The 17,602-nt window shown below is 62.7% G+C and carries 15 protein-coding genes and 1 other annotated feature; of the genes, 10 read left to right on the top strand and 5 right to left on the bottom strand.

Going from position 1 to position 17,602, the window contains the following annotated elements:
- Position 1 precedes the first annotated feature (1 nt).
- Positions 2 to 1,486: a SulP family inorganic anion transporter gene (locus tag ACI3KQ_RS02100; RefSeq protein WP_404954324.1), complete on the bottom strand. Its 1,485-nt coding sequence runs from the start codon at positions 1,484 to 1,486 to the stop codon at positions 2 to 4.
- A gap of 91 nt (positions 1,487 to 1,577) precedes the next feature.
- Positions 1,578 to 1,631 (bottom strand) — a sequence feature (sul1 is cis-regulatory element that is thought to sense ions involved in sulfur or methionine metabolism; They are found in Alphaproteobacteria).
- A 156-nt stretch (positions 1,632 to 1,787) separates the two neighbouring features.
- On the opposite strand from ACI3KQ_RS02100, the gene ACI3KQ_RS02095 reads away from it, so the two are divergent.
- From ACI3KQ_RS02095 to ACI3KQ_RS02075, 5 genes are all read left to right on the top strand, one after another.
- On the top strand, positions 1,788 to 2,135 hold the full coding sequence (locus ACI3KQ_RS02095) for an ArsR/SmtB family transcription factor (RefSeq protein ID WP_404954322.1): 348 nt from the start codon (positions 1,788 to 1,790) through the stop codon (positions 2,133 to 2,135).
- A 2-nt stretch (positions 2,136 to 2,137) separates the two neighbouring features.
- Positions 2,138 to 2,596 (top strand): arsenate reductase (glutaredoxin), encoded by a 459-nt coding sequence (gene arsC, locus ACI3KQ_RS02090; protein ID WP_404954320.1) that lies wholly within the window; start codon positions 2,138 to 2,140, stop codon positions 2,594 to 2,596.
- A complete protein-coding gene (gene arsB / locus ACI3KQ_RS02085) occupies positions 2,596 to 3,666 on the top strand; it encodes an ACR3 family arsenite efflux transporter (protein ID WP_404954318.1) in 1,071 nt (356 codons plus the stop codon). Before arsC ends, arsB begins: the two co-directional genes overlap by 1 nt.
- 140 nt (positions 3,667 to 3,806) lie before the next feature.
- Complete coding sequence (locus ACI3KQ_RS02080) at positions 3,807 to 6,650, top strand: PAS domain-containing protein (RefSeq protein ID WP_404954316.1); 2,844 nt, start codon at positions 3,807 to 3,809, stop codon at positions 6,648 to 6,650.
- A gap of 139 nt (positions 6,651 to 6,789) precedes the next feature.
- On the top strand, positions 6,790 to 9,009 hold the full coding sequence (locus ACI3KQ_RS02075) for a beta-glucosidase (protein ID WP_404954314.1): 2,220 nt from the start codon (positions 6,790 to 6,792) through the stop codon (positions 9,007 to 9,009).
- A gap of 61 nt (positions 9,010 to 9,070) precedes the next feature.
- Here the strand turns inward: ACI3KQ_RS02075 and ACI3KQ_RS02070 are convergent, their stop codons facing one another.
- Entirely contained in the window at positions 9,071 to 9,832 is a 762-nt protein-coding gene (locus ACI3KQ_RS02070) for an SDR family NAD(P)-dependent oxidoreductase (protein WP_404954312.1), read from the bottom strand.
- Positions 9,833 to 10,059: 227 nt separating this feature from the next.
- On the opposite strand from ACI3KQ_RS02070, the gene ACI3KQ_RS02065 reads away from it, so the two are divergent.
- Both ACI3KQ_RS02065 and katG read left to right on the top strand, forming a co-directional pair.
- Complete coding sequence (locus tag ACI3KQ_RS02065) at positions 10,060 to 10,464, top strand: hypothetical protein (RefSeq protein ID WP_404954310.1); 405 nt, start codon at positions 10,060 to 10,062, stop codon at positions 10,462 to 10,464.
- Between the two features lie 145 nt (positions 10,465 to 10,609).
- Entirely contained in the window at positions 10,610 to 12,859 is a 2,250-nt protein-coding gene (gene katG, locus ACI3KQ_RS02060) for a catalase/peroxidase HPI (protein WP_404954308.1), read from the top strand.
- Positions 12,860 to 12,919: 60 nt separating this feature from the next.
- Here katG and ACI3KQ_RS02055 read toward each other — a convergent pair whose 3' ends face one another.
- A complete protein-coding gene (locus tag ACI3KQ_RS02055; protein WP_404954306.1) occupies positions 12,920 to 13,534 on the bottom strand; it encodes a hypothetical protein in 615 nt (204 codons plus the stop codon).
- 215 nt (positions 13,535 to 13,749) lie between these two features.
- Here ACI3KQ_RS02055 and ACI3KQ_RS02050 point away from each other — a divergent pair, with 215 nt between their 5' ends.
- From ACI3KQ_RS02050 to ACI3KQ_RS02040, 3 genes are all read left to right on the top strand, one after another.
- Positions 13,750 to 14,643, top strand: a complete 894-nt coding sequence (locus ACI3KQ_RS02050; RefSeq protein WP_404954304.1) for an iron-containing redox enzyme family protein — start codon at positions 13,750 to 13,752, stop codon at positions 14,641 to 14,643.
- A 2-nt stretch (positions 14,644 to 14,645) separates the two neighbouring features.
- The gene (locus ACI3KQ_RS02045) at positions 14,646 to 14,987 is read left to right on the top strand and encodes a hypothetical protein (protein ID WP_404954302.1); all 342 of its coding nucleotides are present in this window, start codon (positions 14,646 to 14,648) and stop codon (positions 14,985 to 14,987) included.
- Positions 14,988 to 15,056: 69 nt separating this feature from the next.
- The gene (locus ACI3KQ_RS02040) at positions 15,057 to 16,277 is read left to right on the top strand and encodes an MBL fold metallo-hydrolase (RefSeq protein ID WP_404954300.1); all 1,221 of its coding nucleotides are present in this window, start codon (positions 15,057 to 15,059) and stop codon (positions 16,275 to 16,277) included.
- A gap of 176 nt (positions 16,278 to 16,453) precedes the next feature.
- On the opposite strand, the gene ACI3KQ_RS02035 is transcribed toward ACI3KQ_RS02040, so the two are convergent.
- The gene (locus ACI3KQ_RS02035; protein ID WP_404954298.1) at positions 16,454 to 16,957 is read right to left on the bottom strand and encodes a DUF3617 domain-containing protein; all 504 of its coding nucleotides are present in this window, start codon (positions 16,955 to 16,957) and stop codon (positions 16,454 to 16,456) included.
- A gap of 103 nt (positions 16,958 to 17,060) precedes the next feature.
- Positions 17,061 to 17,597 (bottom strand): DUF3617 domain-containing protein, encoded by a 537-nt coding sequence (locus ACI3KQ_RS02030; RefSeq protein ID WP_404954296.1) that lies wholly within the window; start codon positions 17,595 to 17,597, stop codon positions 17,061 to 17,063.
- Positions 17,598 to 17,602: the final 5 nt, after the last annotated feature.

The raw sequence follows: 17,602 nt of genomic DNA, 5'->3' as shown, positions 1-17,602 counted from the left end.
TTCAGTGGGCGGCGGGTAGTGCTTCCGCGTCCATTTTGTCGTGCGTGGCGAAGCGTTCGACCATCGACGCGCTAGCCTCATTCAGGCCCACGACTTCGACGACCGTGCCCGCTCGGCGGAATTTCAGGACGGCCTTGTCAAGCGTGCCCACCGCCGAAATGTCCCAGAAATGCGCGGCGCTGACGTCGATGATGACGCGGTCGAGCGGTTCCTTGTAATCGAAGGACGAGGTGAAACTGTCTGCCGAGGCAAAGAACAGCTGACCCGCGACGCGATAGGTGCGCGCCTTGCCATCGGCGGACAGGTCGGAGCTGACCGTGAAAAGCCGCTTCACCTTGCTGGCGAAGAACAGCCCCGACAGGATGACGCCCGCAAGCACGCCTTGGGCAAGGTCACGTGTCCACACGACGATGACGACCGTTGTGATCATCACCACAGAAGACTGCCAGGGATGGTGGCTAATGTCCCGGATCGAACGCCAGCTGAAGGTGCCGATGGAGACCATGATCATGACCGCGACGAGCGCTGGCATGGGAATACGCGCGACCAGCGGGCCAAGAACGACGATCAGGAACAGCAGGAACGCACCCGCGACGAAGGTCGACAGGCGGGTCGATCCGCCCGATTTCACATTGATGACCGACTGGCCGATCATGGCGCAACCGCCCATGCCGCCCAGGAATCCGGTCACGAAATTGGCGATGCCCTGCCCCTTCATTTCCCGACGCTTGTCCGAACCGGTGTCGGTCAGGTCGTCCACGATCTGCGCCGTCAGCATCGATTCCAGCAGGCCCACCGCCGCCATCGTCAGCGAATAAGGCAGGATGATCTGCAACGTTTCCAGCGTCAGCGGCACGTTGGGGATGAGGAAGGTCGGCAGGGACGACGGCAGGTTGCCCATGTCGCCGACCGTGTTGACGTTCAGCCCGCCATAGATGGCCATGATCGTCAGGATGATGATCGCCACCAGCGGCGAAGGCACGGCTTTGGTCAGCCGGGGGAACAGATAGATGATGGCAAGGCCACCGGCGACCATCGCATAGGTGACCCAGGTCACGCCCGTCAGTTGGGGAAGCTGGGCAATGAAGATCAGGATCGCGAGCGCGTTGACGAACCCGGTGATGACCGAACGCGACACATATTGCATCAACAGGTCCAGCCGCAGGAAACCGGCTGCGACCTGGACGACGCCCATCAGGACCGTGGCGGCGAACAGATACTCGATGCCATGCGTGCGAACCAGCGGGGTGACCAGGACCGCAACGGCAGCGGTCGCGGCGGAAATCATGCCAGGACGGCCACCCACGAACGCCGTAATGACGGCGATGGAGAAAGAGGCATAGAGGCCGACGCGGGGATCGACCCCGGCGATGATCGAAAAGCCGATGGCTTCCGGTATCAGCGCCAGGGCGACGACGATCCCGGCAAGGATGTCCGCGCGCGGATTTACGAACCATTCGCGTTTCAGCGAGGCGATGGATGTCATTTCAAGGAACCTGCAGACTGGCTAGCGGGGCATCGCGGCGATGGCGCGGCGACTCTTCAAACTCGGAGAAGCGAAGCCCAATTTCGCTAATGGTTATCCCGGGGATAGGCGCCGGGCCGAGCCACCCGGCATTGCCGGGTCCAACGGATGGGCGGTCCCTAACCCGTGGGCGCATATGTCACAAGGTCAAAATGAGGATGAAGCGCCGTCCGGTGGTTCGATAATTCTGCATCCTTCGAAATTTGATTGACGGTTTTGAGGGGTAGTCATATTTCGATAATTATCGAACCAAGGATAGTCGATGGAACAGGACAAGGCTGTCGCAGCGCTCGCCGCGCTTGCGCAGGATACGCGGCTGTCGGTGTTCCGGCTGCTGGTGAAGGCTGGTCCCGATGGCATGATCGCGGGGTCGGTGGCAGAGGCGATGGGCGTTCCTCCATCGACCATGTCGCACCATCTGGCCAAGCTGGAGCAGGCGGGGCTGGTCACGTCATGGCGGACCAGTCGGCTGATCCATTATGCCGCGGACTATGCCGGGATGCAGGGCCTGCTCACATTCCTGATGGCGGATTGCTGTCAGGGTGACCCCAGCGCCTGTTCGGACATGGTGTCCGCAATCGCCTGCGCCCCCGTTGCGCAAGGAGCCTGATCATGACCGCTGATATCATCATCTACCACAATCCCGAATGCGGCACGTCGCGCAACGCGCTGGCGATGATCCGCAATGCAGGGGTCGAGCCGCATGTCGTCGAATATCTGAAAACCCCGCCTTCGCGCGCAATGCTGGAAAGCCTGATCGCGCGCGCCGGGATCGGCGCCCGCGCCCTGCTGCGTGAAAAGGGCACGCCTTATGCCGAACTGGGCCTGGGCGATGAAAGCCTGTCCGACGGCGCGCTGGTCGATGCGATGATGGCCCACCCTATCCTGATCAACCGCCCGCTGGTCGTGTCGCCGCTGGGCGTGAAGCTGTGTCGCCCGTCGGAAGAGGTGCTGGACCTGATCCCCGCAGCACAGCGCGGGGCTTTTGCGAAAGAGGACGGCGAACCGGTGGTCGACGAGGCTGGCCAGCGCGTGGGCGGTGGCGACGCCGCGCAGGGGACCAACCGCTGATGACCGCGACCAGCCGACCGCGACTGTCGTTCATCGACCGATATCTTACCTTGTGGATATTCCTTGCCATGGCGATGGGCGTCGCATTGGGATCCATGATCACGGGGTTGCCCGACGCCATCAACCGCCTGTCATGGGGCACGACCAATATCCCCATCGCCATCGGCCTGATCCTGATGATGTACCCGCCGCTGGCCAGGGTGCGTTACGAGGAATTGCCGCGCGTGTTCGAGGACAAGCGGGTGCTGGCGATGTCCCTGATCCAGAACTGGATCATCGGCCCGGTGCTGATGTTCGCCCTGGCCATCATCTTCCTGCGCGACGAGCCGGAATATATGACCGGCCTGATCCTGATCGGCCTGGCGCGATGCATCGCCATGGTCATCGTCTGGAACCAGTTGGCCAAGGGCGACAATCAATATGCGGCTGCTCTGGTTGCGTTCAATTCGATCTTTCAGATCCTGTTTTTCAGCGTTTACGCCTGGTTCTTCCTGTCCGTCCTTCCGCCGCTGTTCGGTCTGGAAGGGAGCGTCATCGATGTCAGTTTCTGGACCATCGCAGAAGCGGTCGGCATCTATTTGGGCATTCCATTCCTGGCGGGCTATCTGACCCGCAAATGGCTGGCCGCGGCCAAGGGGCGGGACTGGTATGAGGGCGTGTTCCTGCCCAGGATCGGTCCGGTCACGCTGATCGCCCTGCTGTTCACCATTGTCGCCATGTTCAGCCTGAAAGGGAGCGAGATCGTGACATTGCCGGGCGACGCCATTCGCATCGCCATCCCCTTGAGCATCTATTTCGTGGTGCAGTTCACGATCAGTTTCGCCATGGGCAAGCTGATCGCCAGCGACTATCCGCGCACCACAGCGGTCGCGTTCACGGCGGCGGGCAATAATTTCGAACTGGCCATCGCCGTCGCCATCGCCGCCTATGGGCTGGCGTCGCCGGTCGCCTTTGCAGCCGTCATCGGGCCGCTGGTCGAGGTGCCGGTGCTGATCCTGCTGGTGAACGTCGCCTTCTGGTTCGGGCGGCGCTGGTTCCCCGATAGCGTGCCCGTGGGGAAACAGATATGAATGCGATGGCGGCGCCTTATTTCTGAGCATGGGCGCAGACGGGGATATCGATCGATCAAGAAGGCGTTATGCAAGACGCGCAAGTCGCGTGTATGACAAGTCAATTCTGCTGATCCCCCGGTGCCCCCATGCTTGAATCGATGACGCCCCCCCGGAAAGATCGCGCTGGCGACGATCTGGACTTTTTGACCGGCGGTGGGGAGATGGGCGCGCGCATCAGGGCGCATGACTGGTCGAAAACGGCGCTGGGACCGCCCGAAACCTGGCCGCAATCGCTGCGGTCCGCCCTGTCGATATGCCTTCATTCCAGCTTTCCGACCGCCATTTACTGGGGGCTGGACCTGCATATTCTCTACAATGACGCGTGGGCGCCCATTCCTGCCGAGCGGCATCCGGGCGCCCTGGGTCGGCCCGCGAGGGAAGTGTGGACCGACATCTGGGACGTTGTCGGCCACCAGTTCGAACAAGTGCGCCGGACCGGCGAAGGCTATGCGACATATGACCAGATGTTGCCGATGGTCAGGGCGGGCGTCGCTCAGGAAACCTACTGGAATTACAGCTTCACGCCGATCCGCGGCGAAGATGGCACGGTTGCCGGTGTCTTCAACCAGGGGCATGAAACAACTGCGCGCATCATGAGCGAGCGACGCGCGCTGGCCGAGCGCGAGCGATTGCGGCGCATGTTCGACCAGGCCCCCGGTTTCATGGCGATGCTGCAGGGCGAGGAGCATATATTCGAGCTGGCGAACGATGCCTACATCAGGCTGATCGGCCGCGCCGACGTGCTGGGCAAATCGGTGCGCGAAGCCCTGCCCGATGTGGAGGGGCAAGGCTATTTCGAGTTGCTGGACAAAGTCTATGAATCCGGGGAACCCTATGTCGGCAGCGCGGTCCCGGTCGAGTTGCAGCGCACCGACGGCGAACCTGTCGAACGCCGTTTCGTCGACATTGTCTATCAGCCGATCACCGACGCACAGGGACAGGTCACAGGTATTTTCGTCGAAGGGTCCGACGTTACCGAGCGGGTCGACGCGGAAGCGCGGCTTCGCGACCTGAATGAAACGCTGGAACGACGCGTCGCCGATGCGCTGGCGGAACGCAAGGTGTTCGCCGACCTGTTCGAAACCACCAGCGCGCTGGTGCAGATACTGGACCGCGATTATAAATTCCTGGCCATCAACGCCGCATCCACGGATGAATATCAACGCATATTCGGCGTCAGGCCTGCTGCTGGCGACAATGTGCTGACATTGCTGGAAAATACACCCGCCCGTGACGGGATCGAGGCGCTGTGGGCGCGCGTGCTGGCGGGAGAGGATTTCAACCAGCTTTCGGAATTCACCTATCTGGACGGTGGACGCCACTGGTACGACATGAAGTTCGCCCCCGTGCGGTTGCCGGACGGAGAGATTATCGGCGCAAGCCTGTTCGGATATGATGTCACCGCGCGCGTCCATGAACAGGAGCGACTGGCCAAGGCCGAAGCCGCCCGCCGGGAAGCGGACGCCCTGTACCGCGCCTATTTCGAAAATACGGCCGAAGCGCTGTTCGTGATTGGCGTGGGCGACGATGGCGGCTTCACGATCGAAGAGCTTAATCCCGCGCATGAGGCGCTGACCGGCCTGAGGACCGCAGAGCTTCGCGGCAAGCCGCTGGATCAGCAGCTTCCTACCGACGTCGCCGCGCAGGTTGCCGCCAAATATGAGCGGGCGGCCACTTCGGCGGAGCCCATCAGCTATCGCGAGATCGTGGACCTGCCCGGCGGCAGGCGGCATTGGGACACGGTGCTGGTGCCGGTCATGGGCGATAACGGCCGCGTCAACCGGATCATCGGCAGTTCCCGCGACGTGACGGCGCGCGTCCAGGCGGAAGAACAGCTGCGGCAGAGCCAAAAGCTGGAAGCGATGGGCAGCCTGACCGGTGGCGTGAGCCATGATTTCAACAATCTGCTCACCCCGATCATTGGCGCATTGGACCTGTTGCAGCGCCGGGGGGTGGGCGGCGAACGGGAGCAGCGCCTGATCGACGGCGCGCTGCAGTCGGCAGAACGTGCGCGCGTGCTGGTCCAGCGCCTGCTCGCTTTCGCCAGGCGGCAGCCGCTGCAGGCCGTCTCCGTCGATGTAAGAGAGCTTGTTCAGGGCATGGCCGACCTGATCGCATCGACGACCGGACCGCAGATCAAGGTGGTGGTTGATGTCAAAAGCGACCTGCCGGGCGCGCTGGCCGATCCCAATCAGCTGGAAATGGCGCTGCTCAATCTGGCGGTGAATGCGCGTGATGCGATGCCGGAGGGTGGGACTTTGCGCATTTCGGCGGTCAGCGCGGAGGTGGAACCGGGCCATGTGGCGAACCTGTCGCCGGGGTCCTATGTGCGGCTGTCGGTGGCGGACACGGGGATCGGCATGGATGCCGAAACGCTGAAGCGTGCGATCGAGCCATTTTATTCGACCAAGGGCGTGGGCAAGGGAACAGGCCTGGGGTTGAGCATGGCGCACGGGCTGGCGGCGCAGCTGGGCGGCGCACTGACGATCGCGAGCGAGCCGGGGCTGGGCACCAACATAGAATTGTGGCTGCCCGCTGGCGGCACGCCCGTTCCTGTTCAGTCGGATAATGGCCCGGCATTGCAGCTAAAGCGCAAGGGCACCGTCCTGCTGGTCGATGACGAAGCCTATGTCCGGGCGAGCACGGCCGACATGCTGATAGAATTGGGGTTCGAGGTGGTGGAGGCAGGATCGGCAGAAGATGCGATCGACCGCCTGTCGGCGGGACTGTCGCCCGACCTGATCGTGACCGACCATCTGATGCCGGGCCGTTCGGGCAGCGATCTGGCGATGGAAGTGCGGGGCCGCTGGCCGCATTTGCCCGTGCTTTTGATGTCTGGCTATGCCGAGACCGATGGCGTCGCGCCCGATCTGGCACGATTGGTCAAGCCGTTCCGGCAGGCCGATCTGGCCGCCTATGTTGCCGAACTGACGGGTGCGTGACGGCGTGTAGCTGTGCCTGACGTGCGCAGTTTTCGTCAATCGAACGGTATCGGTCGAATATTGACCTGACAAGATAGCTGGCGTAAAGCATGCCAACATCACCGGCATGCGGGCTGGGATCATAAGAGGAAGATCGTTGATGAAAAGGCTTCGCACCATCCTGTTGACCGCAGTCATCGGCACCGCCCTGACGCCCGCCATCTCACTGGCGCGCGAAGCTGCGTCCAACGCTGAGCGCCGCGCTGCCGACACGCTTTCCAAAATGACGCTGGAGGAAAAGATCCAGCTGCTCCACGGCCCGATGCCGGGGCTTATTCCCGCCGCCAAGCGATCGGTGGGCCTGACCGTGGGCGCGGGCTTTATTGAAGGCGTGCCGCGCCTGGGCATTCCCACGCTGGTCGAATCGGACGCGAGCCTGGGTGTTTCCAACCTGATGGACATGCGTAAGGGCGATGTGGCTACGGCCCTGCCGTCCGGCCTGTCGCTGGCGTCGAGCTGGGACCCGGACATCGCACGCGCAGGCGGGGCGATGATCGGGTCGGAAGCGCGCGCCAAGGGTTTCAACGTCATGTTGGTGGGTGGCGTCAACCTGGCCCGCGATCCGCGCGGTGGCCGCAATTTCGAATATCTGGGCGAAGACCCGCTGTTGGGCGGTGAACTGGTCGGCGCACAGATTGCAGGCGTGCAGTCGAACAACATCATCGGCACGATCAAGCATTTCGCGCTGAACCCGCTGGAAACCGGGCGCAACATCCATTCGGTCAACATGGACGAGGGCGCGATGCGCGAAAGCGACCTGCTGGCGTTCCAGATCGGCATTGAAAAGGGCGCTCCAGGCTCCATCATGTGCGGCTACAACCGGGTCGAGGGGGAGTATGCGTGCGAAAACGCCTTCCTGCTGACGGACGTGCTGCGCCGCGACTGGGGCTATAAGGGCTATGTCATGTCCGATTGGGGGGCGGTCCATTCGACCGAAGCGCTGGTCAAGGGGCTGGACCAGCAATCGGGCGAGCAGCTGGACAAGAAACGCTATTTTTCGACGGAGCTGGTCAAGGCGCTGGACGAAAAGCGTATCCCGGTGTCGGCGGTGGACAGGGCGGCCCGCCGGATTCTGTATTCCATCTACGCCCATGGCGTTGCCGACAACCCGCTGCAACCGGGCCAGGCGATCGACTATGACGCCAATGCCAAGGTCGCGCAGCAGGCCGCCGAGGCCGGGATCGTGCTGCTGCGTAACGAAGGCGGCATCCTGCCGCTGGCATCGAGCGTACGCTCCATAGTGGTGGTCGGCGGCAATGCGGACGCAGGCGTGCCCAGCGGTGGCGGATCGAGCCAGGTCGCACCCGTTGGCGGGCTGAAGCGCGTCACGCCCGGCGCGCCCAGAGGTCCGGCAGCAGGCTTTGCCCGTCGCGGCTATGGCGGCACCGCGCCGCTGGACGCACTGCGCGCCGAATTCCCCAATGCCAAGGTCAGCTTTGTCGATGGCAAGGACCCTGTCGCGGCAGCGGCAGCAGCCAAGGCGGCGGACATGGCCATCGTCTTTACCGAGAAATATTCGACCGAAGCGGTGGACCATGCCGACCTGTCGTTGGGCGAAGGGCAGGATGCGTTGATCGACGCCGTTGCCGACGCCAATGCGAAAACCGTCGTCGTCCTGCAGACCGGCAACCCGGTGCTGATGCCGTGGCAGGCGAAGGTGCCCGCCATCCTGTCCGCCTGGTATGGCGGCCAGCGGGGCGGCGACGCCATCGCGCGCATCCTGTCAGGCAAGGTCAATCCTTCGGGTCATCTGCCCATGACCTTCCCCGCTTCGGTGGATCAACTGCCCAATCCGAAGCTGCCGGGGTCGGACATTCCCCCCGCCGACAAGGAAACGCGCGCTGTCTACGGCCTTCAGGCGGGATTGCAGCCCTATGATGTGTCGTTCCCGGAAGGGTCGGACGTGGGCTATCGCTGGTTCGACAAGAAGGACCTGAAGCCGCTTTATCCCTTTGGCCATGGGCTGAGCTACACCGCTTTCCGCTATGATGGGCTGAAGGTCACCGGCGGCAAGACGCTGGCCGTGCGTTTTACGGTGACCAACACGGGCGACCGGCAGGGTGCAGATGTGCCGCAGGTCTATGTCACCCGTCCCGGCAAGGCCAAGCGCCTGATCGGTTGGGGCAAGCCCGACCTGAAGCCCGGTGAAAGCCGCGAAGTGACCGTGACAGCCGACCCGCGCGTGCTGGCCGATTTCGATGCCAAGGCGCAGCGGTGGGTCGTGCCCGCCGGTACGGTGCAGGTGGAGGTCGGAACCTCTGCCGAAAATCCGGTGCTGACGGGGACGGCGCGCCTGTCGCGGATCACGCGCAAGCCCTGACCCGGACTGGCGCGCGCCATGCCATCATGAAGCATGGGGCGCGCCATCCGGCACAGGCGGTTCAGCCCGCGACCTGCCCGCCGTCCACCGACAGGGTGATGCCCGTGACGTTGCAGGCATCCGCCGATGCCAGATAGGCGACGGCGCCCGCAATTTCCTGTGGCGCGGACATCTTGCCCGTCTTGGGCGCGAGGCGCGCGATCTTGTTGAAGTCCAGCCATTCGGGCATCGACGTGACGGAGCTGGTGAGCGGCGTATCGACGCCGCCAGGGCAGATTGCGTTCACGCGCAAGCCCCGGTCGGCATATTCGACCGCCATCGATCGGGTCAGTCCGTTCACCCCCGCTTTCGCAGCGCAATAGGCAGCCGCGAACGGCACGCCCGCCAGCGATGACGCCGACGACATGTTGACGATATTGCCGCCGGTCGCCAGCAGGTGGGGCGTGGCATATTTGCTGACGAAGAAGACCGCGTTCAGATTGATTTTGATGACGCGTTCCCACCGGTCGACCGGATATTCATCCGCCCGTGACCAGTCCATGATGCCAGCATTGTTAACCAGTATATCCAGCTTGCCGAGCTTTTCGACGGCCTGGGCGACCAGGCTTTCGCAATCGGCTGGATCGGCGGCGTCGAAACGAACGGGATAGGCGCGCACCCCGTTCGCCGCGGCAATCGCCTGCGCGAGGGCGGTGGCTCCGTCCAGGTTGATATCGGCTACAACAATGTCAGCGCCTTCGGATGCCAGCCGTTCAGCCGTTGCCTTGCCGATGCCCGAAGCCGCGCCTGTCACTAGCGCGCATTTGCCCTTGAAACGATCCATTTCCTCACCTTTCCCATCGCCTTGGCGCGGTCGCAGTCGACCCCGCCGATAATGCGTAGCTTATGATCGGCCACATTACGCATATCTGCCCCCTGACGACAATTGGTCATGATAAGGCGTGCCGTCATCGGCCTTTGCGTCGGTCGGGCATTAACCCTTTCACGAACAGTCGGAAATCCCTACACTGCGGAAAGAATATAACGAGGTCGAGATGGCGGGTCAGTCTGATGAGCGAAGGGTTTTCGCAACGTTTACATGATCGCCAGCGGCGGCTGCTCAAGGCGAAGATGCTTCATCCCCGCCTTGGCATGGTGGAAATACTGGTGCGCGACGTGTCCGAACAAGGGATCGGCGGCAAATGCACGTCCGATATCGGGCCGGGCGATCAGGTGGTAATCTATCTGGCCGACTGTCCCGGTGCAGCCGGCACGATAGCCTGGCGGAACGGACAGGCATTTGGCGTTCGGTTGAATGACGCGATCGACCCATCCGTCGTCAAGAGTCCGCCTCAGCAGGAAACGCCTGTAGCGGCGCATGAGGTTCCCAAGCCGTTTCGCCCGACGGTCAGCACTAAAAGGCCCGGTTTCGATCGGCGGCGCTCTGGCCCGAAAACGGGATCCGACTGGGTCTGACCCCGGCGGGGCGTGATGCACGCTATCCCAACAGCGACGGGCAACCTGATCGCTTTTATCGATCAATATGACCTAATCTTACCGTTTCCGACATGGGACGGCAGGGTTTAGCCTCTGGGCCATCATGCAAGAGGAGAACCGTGCCATGGACGCAAAATCAGGCGGAAGCCCGCTTTCCTGCCCGATGAAGGAGCCGGGAGCGCTGCGGTCGTTGCTGGGCCGAACGAGTCGCGATTGGTGGCCCAATCAATTGTCGCTGGAGATACTGCATCAGAATGGCGCGCACGCCAGCCCGATGGGCGAATCCTTCGATTATGCGTCGGAGTTTCAGTCGCTCGACTATGAAGCGGTCAAGCGCGACCTGCATGCGCTGATGACCGACAGCCAGCCCTGGTGGCCTGCCGACTATGGTCATTACGGCCCCTTCTTCATCCGCATGGCATGGCACAGCGCGGGCACTTACCGCACGGGCGATGGCCGGGGCGGATCATCTTCGGGGGGGCAGCGCTTTGCCCCGCTCAACAGTTGGCCCGACAATGCCAATCTGGACAAGGCCCGCCGTTTGCTGTGGCCGATCAAGCAGAAATATGGTCGCAAGCTGTCCTGGGCTGACCTGATGATCCTGACCGGGAATGTCGCCATCGAATCCATGGGTGGGCCGATTTTCGGCTTCGGCGGCGGGCGCGAGGATGTCTGGGAACCGGAAAAGGACATTTACTGGGGCACGGAAGAACAATGGGTCGGCCATGCCGACAATCAGACCCGCATCCAGCCGGACAAGGACATGGTGCTGGAAGATCCGCTGGCGGCGATCCAGATGGGCCTTATCTACGTCAACCCTGAAGGCCCCGGCGGCAATCCCGACCCGTTGCAGTCGGCCCGCGACATTCGGGAAACTTTCGCTCGCATGGGCATGGACGATGCAGAAACGCTGGCGCTGACCGCTGGCGGCCACACATTCGGCAAGGCGCATGGCGCGGGCGACGCGGCCAAGATTGGCGCCGAGCCTGAAGGCGCGGACATCGCGCAGCAGGGGCTTGGCTGGCAGAGCGGGCATGAAAGCGGCATGGGCGACCACACCATCACCAGCGGCATCGAAGGCGCGTGGACGCCAACCCCGATCCAGTGGGACATGAGCTTTTTCCACATGCTGCTCGACTATGAATATGAGTTGGTGAAAAGCCCGGCGGGCGCGCATCAGTGGCAGCCCGTCAACCAGAAGCCGGAAGATATGGCGCCCGGTGCGCACAGTCCTGAAAAGCGCCTGCCGACGATGATGACGACCGCCGACATGGCGTTCAAGGCGGACCCGGAATATCGCAAGATCGCCGAACGGTTCCGCGCCGACCCGGACGCCTTCGCCGATGCGTTCGCGCGGGCATGGTTCAAGCTGACCCATCGCGACATGGGTCCCAAGGTCCGTTACCTTGGCCCGGACGTTCCTGCCGAAGACCTGATCTGGCAGGACCCGATCCCGACCGTCAGCCATCCGCTGGTGGAAGAGGCCGACATTCAGGCGTTGAAGCAGCGGATATTGGCGTCGGGCCTTAGCGTCGCTGAACTGGTGCAGACCGCATGGGCTTCGGCTTCGACGTTCCGGGGATCGGACAAGCGCGGCGGCGCCAATGGCGCGCGCATCCGCCTGGCCCCGCAAAAGGATTGGGACGTGAACCAGCCGGACCAGCTGACCCGCGTGCTGGGCGTGCTGGAAGGCATCAAGGCCGATTTCGACAGCAGCGCCGCCGGTGGCAAGAAGATCAGCATCGCCGACCTGATCGTGCTGGGGGGATCGGCTGCGGTCGAAAAGGCGGCGCGGGATGCGGGGCATGACGTGACCGTGCCTTTCACGCCGGGTCGGACCGATGCGTCGCAGGCGCAGACCGATGTCGAAGGCTTTGCCGTGCTGGAGCCGAAGGTCGATGGATTCCGCAACTATCTGCCGGTCAGTTTCCGCGTGCCGGTGGAAGAGCTGCTGATCGACCGCGCCAGCCTGCTGCGCCTGAGCGCACCGCAAATGACGGTGCTGGTCGGCGGGCTGCGCGTCCTGGGGGCGAACCATGGCGGGTCGACGCATGGCGTCTTCACGGATCGTCCCGGACAGCTGACCAACGATTTTTTCGTCAACCTGCTGGACATGGGCACGGCGTGGAAGGCGGAAAGCGAGAAAGGCGACCTGTTCATCGGCACCTGCCGCAAGACCGACGAGCAGAAATGGACGGCGACGCGCGTGGACCTGGTGTTCGGGTCGAACTCCCAGTTGCGCGCCCTGTCGGAAGTCTATGCCGCCGCCGACGCCAAGCGGAAATTGGTGGATGATTTCATCCACGCCTGGGTCAAGGTGATGGACGCTGACCGGTTCGATCTGGGACGGTCGGGCCTGACCGCCAGCGCTTGAGGACAACAGGCCGCCGCGAAGTCTGGCCCGGATCCGCGGCGGCATGTGTTGAGGTTTTCGTCAGTGGAGGTCGCGTCTGCGAAACTGGTCTTCGCCGACATGGCCGGGGCGAGGCATGTGCGCTGCGCCATCGGCTTCACCCGGTTCATGCACCAGTTCTTCGAACAAGGCGCGGTAATGGATCATGGCCTGCCGCAAATCTTCCGTATCCGCTTCGCCCCGTGCGTGGAGAATGCTGATGTCGTGGGCTGAACGGTAGTTCTGAACGACCTGCGGATGATCGACAGAGAGGTCGGCGGAACGGCGTTCAAAGTCGGTGATGGGGTAGCCCCGCACTTCCATGACTTCGGTCAGCAGCACGTCGGCACGCGAAACCGCGCCCTGCGGGTCGTCGACAAATTGCGTCTGTATCCGCATCCATCCATCAGTGAACATATCGACCTGCTGCGGTGACAGCGGGCGGATGGAGAAGCGTGCCACCCTCTTTTCCCGCTCCTCCAGTTCCGCTTCGGCCCTGCGGGAGCTGCCGACGGCTTCCACCGTCCGGGAATATTCAGGCCCGAATTTGGAGCGAAGATTGGCGCGATGGCGGCTTTGCATCACCAGCAGGACAATACCGGCCAGTAGCAGGACCACCAGCAGCCCCAGGCCGATTTCAAGCGGAGTAAGCGTCACGATGACATTCTCCCGAGGCCACAGAGCCTCAAAAATTGCGCCCACCGCCGCTTTGTTATTCAACCGGTTTCGGTCGGGTTTGTTCCTGTCCCCGCATGCGATTGCACGCTTCCAATGCCCACAAGGAACGCTTGCTTGATCGTGGTTAGGAAGTTTTTCGGGAACGTCCGGGGGGTGCTCTGAATTGTACGACAGTATATTTAGGAGACGAATTCGTGGCCACCCGCTTTATCGCCCAATTGGGAGAGTCCCAATTTCTGCAACAGGATTTTCAGCAAAGGCTAAGCCACTGGAACAGGGATAGGCTGGCGCCCGGCTTTCCCGACGATTGGGACGCGCAGTTTCGCGACGATCAGGCAATGACGCGCCTGGAACATGGTTTCATGGAGGAACTTCGTGCGCAGGTGCGTGATCGCGCTGAACAGGCGCCGACCGATCCTGATAACTTTATCGCCTGGTTCGAAGGTCTGAAGGAAAATGGGCCGGGCCAGAATGACGCGCTTTTCCCGTGGCTGGCCGAACAGGCGACACGCGATGAAATCCGATGGTTCCTGACACAGGAAGCGGCGGGCGAAGCCGGGTTCGATGATCTGGTCGCGCTGACCCAGGTCAAATTGCCGACATCGGCCAAGCTGGAACTGGCGCGCAACTATTGGGACGAAATGGGCCGGGGCAATGAGCGCGGCATGCATGGGCCGATGCTGTCGCAGCTGGTGGAGATAATGGATCTGTCGCCGACGATCGAAACCACTGCCTGGGAAAGCCTGGCGCTGGCCAATGCGATGACGGCCATGGCTACGCAGCGCGTCTACGCCTGGCACAGCGTTGGCGCGCTGGGCGTCATCGAACTGACCGCGCCGTGGCGGTCTGCCCATACCGCCGCTGCGCTGAAGCGCATTGGCCTTAGCCAGTCGGAGCGGCGCTATTTCGACCTGCACGCGGTGCTGGACGTCAAGCATAGCCGGGACTGGAATGAGCTGGCCATCAAGCCGCTGGTCGCTGAAGACCCCCGGCGGGCGACCGCGATTGCCGAAGGCGCGCTGATCCGGCTGAGCTGTGGGGAGCGGTGTTTCAACCGTTATCGCGCCCATCTGGGGCTGGACGGTTAGGCATGGCGAGCCATCACCCGCGGATCCTGCTGATTGAGGATGATCCAGCCGTAGCCCGCATGATGGTGGAGCTGCTGCATGCGGCAGATTATGAGGTCGACGGTCCCTATACAGATGCGAGTGACGGGATAGCGGCGCTGGCGACGCATTTCCCCGACGGCGCGGTAGTCGACCTCCATCGCGCTTCGGAAGGCGCCGGTCTGTTGAAGGATGACCTAGCGGCCTATGACATTCCCTTTTTCGATTGTTCAAAGGCGGGCCGGACCAGCGCGACCCGGCGCGCCGGGAGCCGGTCGCAGCTGGAAAACCGCCTGCTGCCATGGTTGAAACATATGCGGCACTGATCCAACACACCCTTGCCCCATGCGCGAGGGGCGCTATGTCCCTTCGTCAGGATCAACGCGGGAGATGGGATGGGCCGCATCATCGGGACAATCATCAAGGGCGCGGGAATCGCGCTGCTGTTTCTGGTCATCGCCCTGTGCCTGGCGATCACCATCGTCCCTCCATTTCTGGACCGCATTTATTATGAAGGCCCGGTGACCCGTAATTTCGACGGTGCGCACTTCTTCAATCCCGATGGCGAAATTGAATTTGCCCCACCACCGGGCAAAAGCCGCCGTGGTTTCATGGCCCGTTGGCTGCTGGGAGCGGACGAGCGCCCCGCCTGGCCCGATGCGGTCGCGGTCAAGCCCAACCGGCCCGCCGCCTTCGCCGCACCACGGGGCATGACGGCGACCTGGGTCGGGCATGCGACGGTGCTGGTGCAGGCGGCTGGCATCAACATCCTGACCGATCCGATCTGGTCCGACTATGCCAGCCCGCTGCCACCATTCGGCCCCCGGCGTGTTACGCAGCCCGGCGTGCGTTTCGATGACCTGCCCAAGATCGACCTGGTGGTCATCAGTCACAATCATTACGACCATATGGACATTCCCACGCTGAAAAAGCTGTGGGCGCGCGACAGGCCAAAGATCATCACCAGCCTGGGCAACGACACCATCCTCAAAAAGCACGGCATCCCGTCCGTCGCGCTGGATTGGGGACAATCGATCAGCGGCGCGGCGCTGAACGGCCTGGGTTCCGACACCGTCATCCAGTGCGAAAATTACGAACATTGCCCTGATTATCGCGTCCATGTGATGCGCAACCATCATTGGGGCAGCCGATGGGGCACCGACCGCAACCGGGCGCTGTGGTCCAGTTTCGTGATAGCGACGCGCGCAGGCAATATCTTCTTTGCCGGTGATACCGGCGCTGGCGACATGGCCTGGCCGGAGGAAGCGGCGCGGCTGGGCCCCATCCGGCTGGCGATGATCCCGATCGGCGCGTTCCGTTTCTGGCCCGGCCAGATGGAATCGGACAGCCATATCGGACCCCGGCGCGCCGTCAGCGTGTTCGAAAAGCTGAAGGCTTCAACCGCCATCCCCATCCATTGGGGCACATTCCGCCTGTCTTATGAGGAATGGAGCACGCCACCACGGATGCTGGAGCTATATCTGCGCTGCGCAGGGATAGAGCGAAAGCGCTTTGGCCCGCTACGGGTCGGGCAGTCGATCCAGGTGCCGGGCTATTCCCCGGTCGATCGGGGCAAGGGACGCTGCGATCATCGCGCTATTGCCGCGCTGCGATAGGGAACCGCCAGAGCGCGCAGCGTTTAATCGGACGCAGGTCGCGCGCTCCAGTTTTTTTCGCATCCTTTCAAGCGCAAAACCGGTTCCCACTTTTGCGCAGGATGCGCTAGCCACGGATGTGCCGGACCACCCGCATGAGGGATCATAGCCCTTCATGCGGCGGACGGACTTCCCGATCAGGTCATAGGGCATTCCCCTGTCCGTTTGCCGGTCACGTCATGGGTGGTGCGCAGGACGGGGCTGCCGCCGACTGTCTTTGTCATGGTGCTGCCCAGTGTCAGCGTGTCCTCAGTGAAGTTGCCTTCGAGTACGATTTCCGACGTGCCTTCGCCCGCCTTGCAGGACAGGGTCGCGATCAGGCGGCCTTTGCGGACCAGCTTGTCCTTGTAGATGCAATCCTTGCCCTCCGCCCCCGCCAGCGCATCGGCGTTGGGCACGCCTGCGGCATCGACCGTCAGGCAGGACTTGTCATCCCGCGTCTGCTTGAGCGCGGCCTGATATTGCGCGGGCGTGACGGTCGGCGTGTTGTATCCGGTGGTCTTGCGGGTCAGGACCCATTCGCCCGCCTTCATCAATACGGGCGTCTCCTCCGCTTCGGGCGCAGGTTCTTCCTTTTCGCCGCAAGCTCCGAGGGCCAGCGCCAGCACGAGCGGCGGCGCCACCCAATCGATCCTTTTCATGTCCTCTCCCCTGTTCTCTTGACGGAACCGACGGAACCGACGGAAGCTCGCCCGACCAAGCGTAAAGCGCAAGAGGAATCGGGCGTGCGGGTTGATCGCCCCTTCAAGTGGCGGCGCAGTCGGCGGCCACCCATTTGCCCGTCGTCTTCGCCTTCATATGCATGTCCGCGCCGTCGGCGGCTCCGCTGGTCTTCATATCCATGCGCATTTCATAGCTTTCCGGCGCGTAATTGCCCGACATGACGGCAGTCATCGCGCCGCCTTGCGACTTGCAGGATATTTCGCCCTTCACCGACCCGCGGCTGACATTGAAGCCCTTATAGACGCAGTCCTTGTTATCCTGCCCTGAAAACATTTTGCCGCCGGGATTTGCCGCTTCCTCTGGCGTGACGCAGTAACGGATGGCGGTGCGGGTCATCATTTTCTTCATCTGCTCCTCCATCTGGGCGCCGCCGCCCGGCATGTCGGGCATGTCGATGTCTTCCAGCGTGAAGCTGCTTTCCCATTGGCCGGGCTTGAGCTGGACCTTTTCCACCTCTGCCTTGACCTCTTCATTGGTCATCGGCGTGCCAGCCGGCTTGTCGCCGCATCCCGCCAGCAGCGCGGTTACGCCGACCAGCGCCAGAATCGTTTTGCGCATCGCAC

The sequence above is a fragment of the Sphingobium sp. ZW T5_29 genome, assembly GCF_044987515.1.
In the GTDB taxonomy this organism is placed as follows: Bacteria; Pseudomonadota; Alphaproteobacteria; order Sphingomonadales; family Sphingomonadaceae; genus Sphingobium.
This window is presented reverse-complemented; position numbering and strand designations above follow the sequence as displayed.